The organism is Methylobacterium sp. PvP105, assembly GCF_017876975.1.
Taxonomy (GTDB): Bacteria; Pseudomonadota; Alphaproteobacteria; order Rhizobiales; family Beijerinckiaceae; genus Methylobacterium; species Methylobacterium radiotolerans.
On sequence record NZ_JAGIPA010000001.1, the window covers coordinates 2,236,654 to 2,249,140 of the forward strand.

A 12,487-nucleotide genomic window follows, 5' to 3' on the forward strand; every position below is an offset into this window, starting at 1 on the left:
GCGGAGAATGGCCGCCGAAGGCTTTCTCATCGCCGGGTGCATACCGGCTGTCCGCAGGATCCGAACCGGTACTCCGGCACGCCCTCGCTTCACCCACAGGCACTCACCTGAGTGGTGGCCAGTCTCGGCCATCTGGCCTGGAACAGTGGGCGTTCTCGCCGTTCGCTGTCGAGCCGAACGGCCGAGACCCGAGAGCGCGTTCCCCGGCAGGCAGTCCGTCCTGTGCCTCAGGGACGACAGTCAGCCCCGTCGCCCTATCTGATCACGGGTTGACGGGGCTCGGGGAGAACTCCGGCCCGTCCATTGTCTTCCGTCCCCTGACGGATGGTTCTGTCAGCCACCACATGCAGGTCATGATCATCTTCAAGCCGAACCCTCACACGCTGCGTGTGACGCCCTCCGCGAAGGAGCCCGGCCGGTTCGACTGGTCGATCATGCGCGACGGCGTCATCGTGCGCCAGTCGGTTCGATCCTTCGGGTCGGAAGGCGCGTCAGAGGCGGACGGCGATGTGGCCTTCCGGGAGATCACTGCCCGGTGGCAGAGCGCTCGCTGAAACCAAGCGCCGAGCGCACGTGCCGATCGGTCGCTCCTTCGGACGGACTGGGCCTCTGCACCGTTCTACATCTCGGCGGTTCGACCAGGAGCGGCCGCACGGTGCTTGAGTAGCGGGGGACTGGGGCGTTCAGGGGCAAGAGGCGGTAGCGGCCCATCGTCCAGCCGCACCTGGTTGTGCCTTCGCTGCCAGTCCACGCAGTGGGTTATGCCGCTGATCTCAATGGCTCCTGTCGAGAACACGAGAGCCCCGGTGCCAACGGTGGCGGCGACGGCACCGAGCACGAGCCCTTCAAGAACCGCCTCCCTTCGCACGGAGGCGCGCTCCCACTGCGCCGGCACGAACGCCTGTTCGGCGATGAGGATCAGGCAGGACAAAGCGTGGCTGTGACCTAACGCCCGCTGTGGAGCCCGGCACACCATATCGCTAGCTCGTGATTGCCCTGCCCAAATCCGGCAACATGCTCGCCACAACCGGACGGCATGGTTGCTGGTATGACCGTGCCAACCGCTCAAGCCCTCGGCGTCATCGCCTGCGCCGTGATCGCATCCGCCATCTACCTGGCGACCCTCGTGCACGGCGTCAGATCCGAGAAGAGCGGTCCACGCTAGGCGAGCGCGACTGCGCCGACGAGGCCGCACCGGGACCGGAACGAGATCGCGCCCTGACGCCACTCTTGCCGTAGCTCGGAGGTCGCGCTCCGGCCGCGGGTGCAAGCTGCGACGCGGTGGTAAACAGACTCTTACCGGCCAACCCTTGCCAATACCCTGCCCGAGTATACGCTACTACGCAGTTCGCCACGGGGGGCTGACATGATCCGTATCCGCGCGACAGACGACGGCACGTACACGGTGTACCGGGACGATGCCATTCTGGTGACGGGCCTGACCCGAGATCAGGCTGATGACGTCGCCAGATCCTTGAAAACCGCCGTCGTCACTTGAAGGCACGCTCAAAGCGACAGCTTTGCAAGCCAGCGGACAGCGGGTGCTGTTGTCAGTAAACCGTGCATGTACTTTCCTGATTTTCCATGTACGCGCTGCGGGGTCTCCAGTGCTTTCGAGCGCCCAGCATTGCGAACCCAACGGCTTGCGCGGACTTGAGGGCGTCGCATGCTCGCCCTAATCCTCCATTGACCATCAGCAGTCTGACCCTCCTGTTGGTCAATAAAGAAGCCCAGTAGCGGGAGCTACCGGTCTGAGGGCTGTTTGGGAGGAACACGCGATGACCTCGCAAAGGCGGGCCGATAGCGAAGCAGCACTCGGAGACCCGCGGGGCTGATGTGCCCGATAAGACCCGTCACCCGATCCGGTTACGGGATGACCGGGCCTTGGTGCCGTTCCTCACGACCGGGGCCAGTACGCAACGCAGCCCGAAACGCGGAATGGGGGCAGGGCGGTTATCTGAGGCTCAACGGCGCTGGTTCGCGGCCACTCTCGATGAGCCACGGCGGACAGTCTTCAAGGTCTGTGCGATGCCTTCAGCTTGTTGAGGCTCATGGTGCTTGGCCGAGGCTCCCACCGGAACTCAGAGAGCAGGCGGCCATCGGCATGGAAGATGCCCTGCCAACCGAATTTGCCAACGATTACCGTCACACGCGAACGGCCCTCATCACCGCCGTAGCCTCGATCAAGGCGGCTATCGATATGGCCGAGAGCAGCTTGCCGTCGTAGAGCCGGCTCGCTCATGCCGAGCCGATGCGCTAATTGCGCCGGTGTAATCAGCCACCCGCCCTGCCCATCAAGATCCAGGCGCATGCACTGGTCCTCCACGACTTGAAAGAACAGTGCAAACGGCGGTCCAAGCGCTTGAGCACTGGCCCTGGCAGCGCCGCAAGGCTCTGACCAGGGCCAAGCCGCGGGGGCCGCTCTACAACGCGATCTCGAAGGTGATCGAGGCGATCGACGACGTCGCCGAGGTGGCGATCGGCGGGCCCAACTATCAGCGGGACGCGACGACGCCCGGCGACGCCCTGCCGCCCGTTAAGCGGCGCACAGAGGAGTAGGCAACGGAAGCGATGAAAGGCCGCCGAGGGGCAGCGTTCGACCGTAACCGAGGCGATCCTGTGAGAAATCTCGCGGGCAGTCGGACGGGACGAGCGACGCGGCGACGGTCTGCAGCAGGGCGGTGTGGCGACCGCGGCGACGAGCCCTTGTCGGGCCTGAGCGACGTGCGATGGTCTTGCCAACGCGGCCCCTATGTCGGCACTGCCAAGCTGCCAATTTCCCAGTGCGGAGGATGCAACTTGGAAGATCGCTCCGCCCGACGCCCCCCCGGATCTCGCGAGACCGCCGCGATGGTCGTCGGGTTCGCCTTGCTCATTCTCGCCGGCTTGGCAGCCGTCGTTGCCGCTCTGGCCAGCGCGGATGCCGATGCGTGGGCTGTGCACTCCGCTGAAGTGCGGCGGGCCGATGCGCGGCTATCTCGGCTCATTCAAGAAGCGGAAACAGGCCAGCGCGGCTACCTGCTCACCGGCGACCTGACTTACCTCGACCCGTTCACGACCGCTCGCCGCGAGTTGCCGGCTGCCGAGGCAGAGTTGCGGTACCTCACGGGCGACAATGCAGAGCAGCAAGTCCGGCTGGATCAGCTCCGCCCCATCATCGGTGAGAAGGTGGCCGAGCTCGCGCGAACGACCGAGCGCATGCAGGCGGGCGACCAAGCGGGAGCGCTCACCATTGTGCGCACCAACGCCGGACGCGACCTGATGAGGCGTATTCGGACGGCTATCGCTGAGTTCGACCGAGCAGAGATAGAACTCCAGGCCACACGCGCCGAACAAGCCGCGTTCCGCCGGTCGATCCTGGCTGCAGTTATCGTCACCGCCCTGTGTCTCGCTGCTGCCCTCGCTTGGCTGGTCATTCGGACCGACCGGCATCGCGCCCGCGAACTTCGATCCGTGAACGATGCGCTCCGCCATGAGATCCTGCAGCGCGAGCAAGCCGAGGCACAGCTACACGCGCAACGCCCTCGTCAACAATGGGATGCTTGATCCTGGTGTTTGATCCTGGCGTGCGCCTGCGCAGCGAGCCGCTCACAACCTCGGACCTCGGTCGGGATTTGTCGGGGGGTATTGGCGGGGAGGGGTCACGGATAGATCGCCTGTCTCGGTGCACCCCCTGTGTGGCGGCGCACAAAACCCGGCGAACGATCGGCAGAGTATGCCGTTGAGAGGTCACAGCCGGCCAAGCACAGCCGCCGCGATCGAGACCGCCGCACCGACGATCTTCCTCACGCGACCTGACTGACCGGATGGCTTCCCCGTGAAGTCGAACGAACCCGCATGGAGATCGTCATGAAGCTGCATCTGCTCGCCGCGGCCGCCCTGGTCGCCGTCGCCACGCCCGCCTTGGCGCAAGGCATCGACAGCAGGCACAGCCCCTATCCGGCTTCGGCCTACTCGGGCTACGTCGGCAACGCCTCGGTGGTCCTGCCGGAAATCTCAGTGACCCACTATCGCACCGCCCCGGCCTACCGGTACTCGGGCCAGCATGCCGGCGGCCCGGCCGACGCTTTGGCCCGCTGACGGCGGACACGACTGCGTCTCCCACGAAGCTAGGTGAGACGCGGCCCCGGAACGTTCCGGGAGCCCGAGCCACGGCGCGGACGCGCACCTGAGCGGACATCCAGCGCCACTTATGCACGCGACGAAGCCCGAGCGCAGTTGTGCGCCGCACCGCGCAGGCTGAGGCGGGCCACGTGAGACCGCGACGGCGTCGCAGTTTCGCAGCCCTCCCCGAGAGCGTTTCCTCCCTAGACGTCGGGCTGCTCCTTCGGGAGCGGCCTTTTTCTGCGCGGAACACCTGCTACGGTAACGCTTACCCTTGCCGATGTGCCCGAGGCGTTCGCGACGCCACACGGTGCTGTTGCCGGCGGGCACGCGATGACAGGCTGGTGGGGACAGATCTCCGCATCTACCCCTCGAAGCCCAGGTCGAGCAGTCGTGCGAGGGTCGGTGCGAGGCGGCAGGACTGGAGACCGCGGGGCACCGGCCCCGGGGGCTGCCAGCCCTCGAAGCGCCCGTCTAAGTGGGGTGAAGGCTTCGCTTATTTGCTCTTAGCGCCCTTCTTGCCGAGTTCGGCCTGTGCCGCCGACGACTTACGAGGATTGGATTTACCCTCCTTGCTCGCCTTGGCATTCGCTTTCTTGGCTGTCGCGCTACCGTTGCCCTTCTTGTCAGTCATCGTCGTCTCCACAATGTGAGCCGCCAATGCCGAGATTCGGTTCTTGTTCCGGTGGCGCTATGTTCCACGGTGGATAGGTGTGTCGGCGCCGCGGCGACGCGATCCTGGCCGATACCGGATCAAATACGAAAGCCACCTAGGCCACCCACGTCTGCCATTCCCCAGCCTCCGGGAATGGCCTGGGCCTCCTCACGAACCCCGACCCGCCGAACGTGCTCGTCCCCGTACGGGTCAACGTACGCGCGTCGCTCGACGTGGCAGTGGAACCGTACGGATTGGGCGCGGAGCAGACCGGACGGCCCGGGTACTAGCCGCTGTTGGCCAACGCGATGGCACTGCCAACCACGACGCCGCCGAGGATACCGAGCGCCACGGCGCCACCGGCCGGCATCCGCGCCCACCACGGCCATCGCCGAGGCGGTAGACCATCCGCTTGCGCGGCCGCCCGCAACCTTCGCAGCAGTCTCTCGCCCGCCCGAACCGGATCACGGCCGAGAGCTGCGCCCAATCGACGGGACAGAAGTAGCGGTCCTCGGGCCGGATCGGCATGGTGGGGCTGAAAACCCAGTGAGGGTCCTGCTCTGCAGCGAACCGCCGACCCCGTCCTGTAGCCCTTCGGCCACAGCTGCCAAGCGACGTGGCGGCGGACTGCAACCAAAACGCATCTGAGATGTTGTGGCGACCGGCTGAGTGTCAGGCGATGTATTTTGCCGATCTCGGGTGCGTTCATATTCGGTTTACTAAGCCGCCCTACCTCGTCATCGCATGGTGTGTCCGTAAAACTACAGCTATTTCCATCACGGACCGGTAGCCATACACCCAGATCGAAATTTGGACCTTCCGTTATGACCAAGCTCCTGGCCTCGCTGGCCGCCTTCACGGCCCTGACCGCCGCCGCCTCGGCCGCCGACCTGCCGCGCCGCGCCGCCCCGCCGCCGGTGTTCACCCCCGTCCCGGTCTTCACCTGGACCGGCGCCTACTTCGGTATCAACGCCGGCTACGCCTTCGACGCCAGCAGCCGCACCAACAACACCTTCGCGGTGCCCTTCCCCTACGCCGCCCCCGGCACCGTCGCCTCCTTCCGCGACCGCAGCCAGGACGGCTTCTCCGGCGGTGCGCAGATCGGCTACAACTGGCAGATCACCCCGGGTTCGGGTGTCGTGATCGGCTTCGAGGCCGACGCCCAGTACCTCGACTTCGGCCGTAACCGGAACAACGCCTTCATCTCCGGCGCCGTCGCCCCCGGCTACTACGTCACCGACCCGCGCGGCCTCTCCAGCCTCGACTACTTCGGCACCGTGCGCGGCCGCCTCGGCTACGCCTTCGACCGCACCCTCGTGTACGCCACCGGCGGCTTCGCCTACGGCTCGGGCAGCGCCGACCGCTCCTTCGGCGGCTACGCCGGCAACGACAGCTTCCGCACCGGCTACGCCGTCGGCGGCGGCATCGAGTACGCCCTGCCCACCGACTCGTTCCTGAACTTCTTCCGCTCCTCGGCCGTGACGCTGAAGGTCGAAGGCCTGTACGTGAACCTGGAGCGCGGCACCCGCAACCAGGGCGCCCTGGTGGTCAACGCCGCCAACCTCGTCCCGGTCGCCTACAGCGCCATCGGCCGCCGCGACGACGAGTTCGCCGTCGTCCGCGCCGGCCTGAACTACAAGTTCGGCTCGTACTGAGATCCGGTCGCGCTGCTCCCGGCGGCTGTGCCGGGAGTGCGGCGGCGGGCGAGGGGTAGTTGGTCCTCCTCATCGCTCTCCGCCGCCGAAGAGCAGCCGATCGGCTGACCTTCGCATCCCCAGCCCGATCAAACTGGCCGCGAGGTCGGCAGCACCCTGAGAGCGCAAGCTCCCGGGGTGTTTCTTCGTTCTGGAAGGGCCGTCCGAGCGGATCCGATCCCATCCCAACCCATGGCTCGCCATGACGTCGTCGCAACGCGCGTGACGGTTATGGCGAGTTGAATTCTCAACGCATCGAGCGCCGGCCGCTGACCGGACCGTCATCATCAGATGACCCGGCCGCATCAGCCGATGAGGGTGCCAAGGCGCTGCCGCCGCTCGGCCGTTTGTGTTTCGGGTCGATCCGGTATGGATAGGGGGCTCCTCACATGGAGGCGCACCTCTGTCGGACGAGAACGAGCCCCCCGACTTCGACGCGAGACGTCCAGGTTGGACACCCGCGGCCCGGAAATCCCGCAAGGGCATGTCGAAGCGGCCGAAGCGCAGCGTCGAGACCGGGGGCGAGTGCCGTCAGAACCGCCTGAAGACCGGCACGCCGAAGCGGGACGATGTGGGTCGGGCGATGCTCGTGCGGTGTTGCGGGTTCTGCAAAAACGTCCCGCCTTTCGAGAGGCGCGGGCCCTGCGGCGCTGTGCGACCCGACGGCTCGCGTTGGCGTTCTTCAACGAGGCCAACCGGGTGATCGCCGACATCATCGTCCGCGCCGAGCACGGCCGAACGGAGTGGGTCGACAGCCGCAAGTTCCGGGTATGGCGCGATGGCGGTTGCAAGGGCCCCCGCCCGGAGCGGAAGGGCGACCTGAAGGGCAAGGTCGATGCTCTGCCGACCGGATGGCACGATGCCCTGGACGAACACAACGCCATGTCCGCCGGGCTCGGAGCGCCGCGAGCCGTCATCGGATGACGCCGCCTGAGCGGCCATCGGCCGGCTGCTACTAACGGAGTGCCGGGTGATTTCTGGGCGCGCCGGGGTCGTCACCCGACCGCCCAGAAAAGCGGGAGCGCGCCGGCCAGGAACAGGGCCGACGAGAGGAGCACGGCGAGACGCTCGCGATGATGCAGGACGAAAGCGTGAGGGCTGGCGAACATGGCAGGCCGGATCGGAAGAGGGGTCAGCACCCTCGCGCCTGAACCTTGACGGATCGAGGGCGCTTCGCGCTGTCCACAGGCGATGGCCGACCTCTGTCGCTGCCGAGCCACATGCTCTTGGATGTGTTCAGGCGCACCCCGCAGTAGCAGCGTCGCGCGTAGCCCTTCTTCGTGGCTGCTATCGCCCCCTCAGTAGCCCGACCCCGCGGCGCAGTGACCTCCAGGGTTGCTGCGCCGTTGTCGTTCCGGGTCCCTGCCCGAGAACGCGGAAGTGTCAGGAGCGGCGCAACAGTTCACACTGGCCCGAAAGGCGCGGGCCGAGCCCTCTAGGGGCCGGCCCGCCTGCCGTTCGGTTTCGCCTGTCAGAAGCCGTAGCGACGCTGCAGAGTACGCGCAGGAGAGCTGCCGCCACCATCCGTAGCGACCGCCTCGCGCCGTTAACGCTTCCTCAAGGAAGTCGCTCCTGCACGGCTAGCGACGTCGGCACGGACGGAAAGCCCTTCCGGGCCGGTCACGGCCTCGAAAAGAGAGCCTCCCTTTGACGCGAACCGATTGTCGGCATGCGAAGACCACTCGTCAGCAGACGGGAGCGGCAGCCCAAGCTGGTGGGCGAGCGAAACGAGCTCCTTCAAACGGCCGGTCTGGGTCTTGCGGCGCAGGTTGAGCCGATGGGTCTCCACAGTGCGCACACTCAGCGCCAAGCGCCGGGCGACCTCCTTGTTGCTGAAGCCTGCACAGAGGAAGCGCAGGACGTCGATCTCGCGGGGGGACAGACCGAAGTTGCAGCTCTGGCCCGCCTTCATGGCGCCCGGCCGCTTCGGAGGAACGAGGCAAGCCGCTCCCTTCACAAGGGCAAGCAGCGCCGCACTGAGTTCCTGCTGCGAATGTGATCGCCCGACGAAGGCATCAGCACCCGCATCCAACAGAGACTCAAAGTGGTCCGCTGTCAGCGCGTCGAAGGACACCAGGATGCGCAGGTTCGGCCGGCGTTCCCTCAGGCCGGTGACATGCGCGATTCCCTCCGCGACCTTGTCCGAGCTGAGACAGACCACAGCGACCTCAACCTCGACATCGGCTTCGTCCAGGCATGCCTCGCCGAGTAGGCGGATCTCCGGCAAGTGATCCAAAGCAGCGCGGGCGGCGGCGCTCAGGTCCTGCGCTTCATCCAGGATCAGGACCCCGACGGTCGTACTCATGACCTCGCACCTTTTGTCTCTCAGTTCGATATGCCGAACCGGGATCAGAAGCAGGTTTGCGAGGAGTTTTTAGATGTTTCTTGCGTTCCGCCATATATGGCTCAGCCAATATCCAGACATAACGCGCACGACGATCTCACGAAGGCGATCATTGCCATTCAGCCAAAGCATGAATGCCGCTCTCAAGTGAATGTTTGGCGATAGAGCGGTTTAGATCCATATACAATTGTCGAATTGAACAACACGCTCGGCCGGAAACAGCTCAAGTTAGGCACTGCGTGTGTGGTTGAATGTCGCGGGGCGGGCGACCCATCTGTATCTGCCGTCCCGCCGAGCCCGACCCGCTTCCTCGGCCGCTCCTGACCTGACCGGCCGGCTTTGGACCCTTCTGATCGAGAGGATCAATCGACCCCTTCCGGCGCGGCGAACGCCACCGCCTCGAAGCTGCGCCACGGCGCGCGCCGATGGATCACCTCGGCCTTGAACAGACCGCTGATCGTCTCGGCCGAGGCGTTGTCGTCGCTGTATCCGACGCTGCCGACCGAAGGCTCGACGCCCGCCTCCGCCAGCCATTCCGTGTCGCGCCGAGCGAGGTATCGGCTCCCCCTGACGCCCTTCTGTGTGTCAAGCCGCGATTTGGGTCTGGTTGATCGCCTGCCGCCTCCGGGTGATGAGCGTGAACACCTCACGGGCGATGTAGCGCTTCAGGCAACGGATCGCTTCCAGCTTGGAGTGGCCTTCTGCGATGCGGCGGGTCACATACGCCTTGGTCCGCTCATCGGTTCGCAGTCGCCCGATGGCGATAATGTGCAGCGCGCTGTTAGCCGCGCGATCACCGCCTCGGTTGAGGCGATGGCGCACCGTCTTGCCCGATGAGGCTGGCACGGGGCTCACGCCACAAAGCGCCGCGAAGCCTGCCTCTGAGCGCAAGCGCTCGGGATTGTCGCCGGCCGTCAGGAGGAGCTGAGCGGCGCCATTGCTGCCGATGGAGTTGCGGGCCACGAGGTCCGGGGCAAGCTCGTCGACGATGGCGCCGATCATGGCATCGAGATCGGCGATCTCGTCGTGCAGTTCCAGATAGCGCCGCGCCAGGGACTTCAGGCCGATCCGGTAGGCGGCCTCGACGTCGCGGTAGGCGCTCAGATCAGGCCGCCACGCCGCCAGGGTCCGCACGAGCTGCATCCGGGTCATCCGGCGCAGCGTCTCGCGCAGGGCGTCCGGGGCGCACACGATGGTGTTGTGGATCATCTGCAGGGCGATGCGCCGGGCCGCGACCGCCGTCTTCCGGCACGCGCTCAGGACGCGCAGCGACTCGACCATGCCGTCGCGGGTGCGCGGCGTGACGGTACGGGTGCCGGCGAAGGCCGCGTGCGCCGCGCTCTGTGCGTCGAAGTCGTCGTTCTTGCCCCGCCGGCGACGGTCCTGGGTGTCGGGGGCGGTCACCTCCAGTACCTTAATCCCGGACCGCTGGAGGAAGCGAAGCAGGCCGGCACCATAGCTGCCGGTCGATTCGACCCCGACGCGGCGCAGCGGGCCGAACGAACGCATCCAGGTCAGCATCTGCCGATAGCCCTGGCGGGTCGCGGCGAAGCTGGCGGTCGCCAGAACCCGATCCCGGTCATCGACGACCGCGGCGACATGCAGATCCTTGTGGGTGTCGACACCGCCGATGACACGACGCTCGTGAGCTTTCTCGGCACTCATCCCATCCTCCTGTCGATCGAGCCTGATGGCTTCACCACGACCGGATGCGCGGACAGGACAGTCACGAGACCAGACGGTCAGGCCCTTCTCGGGTCACAGGCATCGGCGAGGCAAAACCTCACCGCAGGGTGTTCCCGGGCGGCCGACAGGTCCGGGGAAAGACACGGCCGGTCGATCAGAGTGCGAGTCAGGCCGCACCGGGACGCCCTGCGGCGCCAGCTTAACCGATGGTCCATCGCTGTGCGGGTCAGACCACCCGGGAACTGGCGCAGATCTTCTGACTGTCGCTGTGGTGCGCGAGCCCGCTCACCTGGAGGGGCCGGCGCTCGTGCAGGGCCTGCTCCAGACCGTCGAGCACGAAGGTGGCGCGAGCCGTGCGGGAGAAACGCGACCGCCTTTAGAAGAGCGCGACGAGCGCGACACCGGCCACCATCAGCAGGCCACCGAGGATCCGCCAGAGGCTGGCCGGATGCACCTCAAAGCCGACCAAGCCGAAATGGTCGAGCAGGATGGAGGTCACGACGCCCGCCGTCACCAGAAGCCCGAGAAACGCCCCAGCTCCCACGTGCCGAGCAATCAGCAGCTGCGCGATCACGACTCCGCCGCCCAGGAAGCCGCCGCCCCATGCCCACCACGGCACCTGCGACAGCTCCTGGGTTGTCGGCCATGCCAAGCGACGGGATATGAGGCCGATGATCAGGACGGTCAGGGCGGTGCCGATACCAACGATCAGACCCGCCACGAGCGGCTGAGAGAAGCCTCTGGCGAGGGTACTGTTCTGGCCTGGCTGGATGGCGTTCGCGATCCCAGCCAGCAGGACGGCGCCGTACAGGTACCACATGTCGAGATCCAATCGGTGAGATCTCGCTAGGTAGGGCTATCTGCGTCTCTTCCACGTCCCCTGGAACGCCTCGCGTGGGTCGGCTCGTCAGGGCGCGACCGCGTCGTCGTGGAAGCCGCGGGCATCGAAGATGCGCCGGACGACCCCGGCGCGCTTCGCCTCATCCATCCACGCCGTGACGCGGGCGAGGGCGGCGGGCCGGCCCTTCGGAACGGCGACGGCGACCTGCGTCTGCTGGAAGCCGCCCGCGACGATGCGGGAGCCCGGGACCTGCAGGACCACCGGCCGCAGCGTGTCGCGGGACAGCGCGAAGGCGTCCGCCTGCCCGGCGCGCATGCGCGCGACCGCCTCGGCCACGGACGGGACGGGGAGGGGCTGCGTCCGGGTCAGCGTGCGGGCGGAGGCGCGGAACGTCGTCGTGCCCTCGATCGCCACGACCCGGAGTCCCGGCCGGTCCACCTGCGCCACGTCGGTGATGCCCGACCCGGCGCTGACCAGATAAGTGCTCTCCAGATCGTAGTAGCCCGGCCCGAAATCGATCACCTGGCGCCGGGTCGCGTCGACCGGCATGAAGCTGACATCGATCGCCGCGGCCTGGAGCGCTGCGGCCGCGGCGCCCGAGTTCGGGAACAGGGTGACGGCCAGCGGCAGGCCGACCTGCCGGGCGAGATCCGCGCCCAGATCGGCCGTCACGCCGTCGAGCCCTCCATCGGCCGCGCGGCAGACGAAGATCAGGCCGGCGGACGGCGCCTCGACGAGACCGATCCGGAGCGTGCCGGTCGGCGCCAGCTCCGCTTTCGCGGAAGCATCCTGCGCGGGGCGGGAAATCGTCATAGGGGCGAGCAGGGGGCAGAGAAGCGACGCGCAACGGGATCGCGAGGGCGAGACCGAGGTGACCCCGGCGATGTCCGCCTCGGGCCTAACCCTTGCTACGTCATTGGGAAGATTGGCGCACCCGACACGATTCGAACGTGTGACCTTTGCCTTCGGAGGGCAACGCTCTATCCAGCTGAGCTACGGGTGCAAGCCGTGGCCATTCCCTAGCCCAACCGCGCCGGGAGCGCAACGGCGCCCGCACCATCGCGTGCGGCCGCGGGCGACGCAATCCGATCTCCGGCGCGTGTTGCCCCGGCGTCCTTGCCTTCGCGCGCCGTTTCCCGGCCCCTGGGCGCCGGGCAGAGAGG

At 66.8% G+C, this 12,487-nt stretch carries 13 protein-coding genes, 1 tRNA gene and 1 pseudogene; 7 read left to right on the forward strand and 8 right to left on the reverse strand.

Going from position 1 to position 12,487, the window contains the following annotated elements:
* Positions 1-353 precede the first annotated feature (353 nt).
* Together J3A75_RS10730 and J3A75_RS37020 are read left to right on the forward strand one after the other, a co-directional pair.
* Positions 354-554 (forward strand): hypothetical protein, encoded by a 201-nt coding sequence (locus J3A75_RS10730; RefSeq protein WP_127991279.1) that lies wholly within the window; start codon positions 354-356, stop codon positions 552-554.
* 812 nt (positions 555-1,366) lie between these two features.
* Positions 1,367-1,498, forward strand: a complete 132-nt coding sequence (locus tag J3A75_RS37020) for a hypothetical protein (RefSeq protein ID WP_268821218.1) — start codon at positions 1,367-1,369, stop codon at positions 1,496-1,498.
* A gap of 516 nt (positions 1,499-2,014) precedes the next feature.
* Here the strand turns inward: J3A75_RS37020 and J3A75_RS10735 are convergent.
* Entirely contained in the window at positions 2,015-2,311 is a 297-nt protein-coding gene (locus J3A75_RS10735; protein ID WP_127991278.1) for a DUF6522 family protein, read from the reverse strand.
* Positions 2,312-2,340: 29 nt separating this feature from the next.
* Between J3A75_RS10735 and J3A75_RS10740 the strand changes: the two genes are divergently transcribed.
* From J3A75_RS10740 to J3A75_RS10750, 3 genes are all read left to right on the forward strand, one after another.
* The gene (locus J3A75_RS10740; RefSeq protein ID WP_029359255.1) at positions 2,341-2,559 is read left to right on the forward strand and encodes a hypothetical protein; all 219 of its coding nucleotides are present in this window, start codon (positions 2,341-2,343) and stop codon (positions 2,557-2,559) included.
* A 291-nt stretch (positions 2,560-2,850) separates the two neighbouring features.
* Positions 2,851-3,546 (forward strand): CHASE3 domain-containing protein, encoded by a 696-nt coding sequence (locus J3A75_RS10745; protein WP_029359254.1) that lies wholly within the window; start codon positions 2,851-2,853, stop codon positions 3,544-3,546.
* A 303-nt stretch (positions 3,547-3,849) separates the two neighbouring features.
* A complete protein-coding gene (locus tag J3A75_RS10750; protein WP_029359253.1) occupies positions 3,850-4,080 on the forward strand; it encodes a hypothetical protein in 231 nt (76 codons plus the stop codon).
* A gap of 520 nt (positions 4,081-4,600) precedes the next feature.
* Here the strand turns inward: J3A75_RS10750 and J3A75_RS10755 are convergent.
* A complete protein-coding gene (locus J3A75_RS10755) occupies positions 4,601-4,738 on the reverse strand; it encodes a hypothetical protein (RefSeq protein WP_164891286.1) in 138 nt (45 codons plus the stop codon).
* Between the two features lie 845 nt (positions 4,739-5,583).
* Here J3A75_RS10755 and J3A75_RS10760 point away from each other — a divergent pair.
* Together J3A75_RS10760 and J3A75_RS10765 are read left to right on the forward strand one after the other, a co-directional pair.
* Positions 5,584-6,414, forward strand: coding sequence for an outer membrane protein (locus J3A75_RS10760; RefSeq protein ID WP_012318281.1), 831 nt, complete (start codon positions 5,584-5,586; stop codon positions 6,412-6,414).
* 711 nt (positions 6,415-7,125) lie between these two features.
* Positions 7,126-7,377, forward strand: a complete 252-nt coding sequence (locus tag J3A75_RS10765) for a hypothetical protein (RefSeq protein ID WP_029359251.1) — start codon at positions 7,126-7,128, stop codon at positions 7,375-7,377.
* 622 nt (positions 7,378-7,999) lie between these two features.
* Here J3A75_RS10765 and J3A75_RS10770 read toward each other — a convergent pair.
* The 6 genes and pseudogenes from J3A75_RS10770 to J3A75_RS10795 all read right to left on the reverse strand — a co-directional run bounded on the left by J3A75_RS10770 (position 8,000) and on the right by J3A75_RS10795 (position 12,327).
* Positions 8,000-8,758: a LuxR C-terminal-related transcriptional regulator gene (locus J3A75_RS10770; protein WP_029359250.1), complete on the reverse strand. Its 759-nt coding sequence runs from the start codon at positions 8,756-8,758 to the stop codon at positions 8,000-8,002.
* Between the two features lie 401 nt (positions 8,759-9,159).
* A pseudogene (locus J3A75_RS10775) lies at positions 9,160-9,366 on the reverse strand (IS3 family transposase); the annotation flags it as partial.
* Positions 9,367-9,382: 16 nt separating this feature from the next.
* Positions 9,383-10,462: an IS110 family transposase gene (locus J3A75_RS10780; protein WP_209650164.1), complete on the reverse strand. Its 1,080-nt coding sequence runs from the start codon at positions 10,460-10,462 to the stop codon at positions 9,383-9,385.
* A 397-nt stretch (positions 10,463-10,859) separates the two neighbouring features.
* Positions 10,860-11,303, reverse strand: coding sequence for a DMT family transporter (locus J3A75_RS10785; protein WP_012318284.1), 444 nt, complete (start codon positions 11,301-11,303; stop codon positions 10,860-10,862).
* Positions 11,304-11,390: 87 nt separating this feature from the next.
* Positions 11,391-12,137 (reverse strand): transporter substrate-binding domain-containing protein, encoded by a 747-nt coding sequence (locus J3A75_RS10790; RefSeq protein ID WP_053621426.1) that lies wholly within the window; start codon positions 12,135-12,137, stop codon positions 11,391-11,393.
* A 113-nt stretch (positions 12,138-12,250) separates the two neighbouring features.
* A tRNA-Arg gene (locus J3A75_RS10795) sits at positions 12,251-12,327 on the reverse strand.
* Between the last annotated feature and the right edge of the window lie 160 nt (positions 12,328-12,487).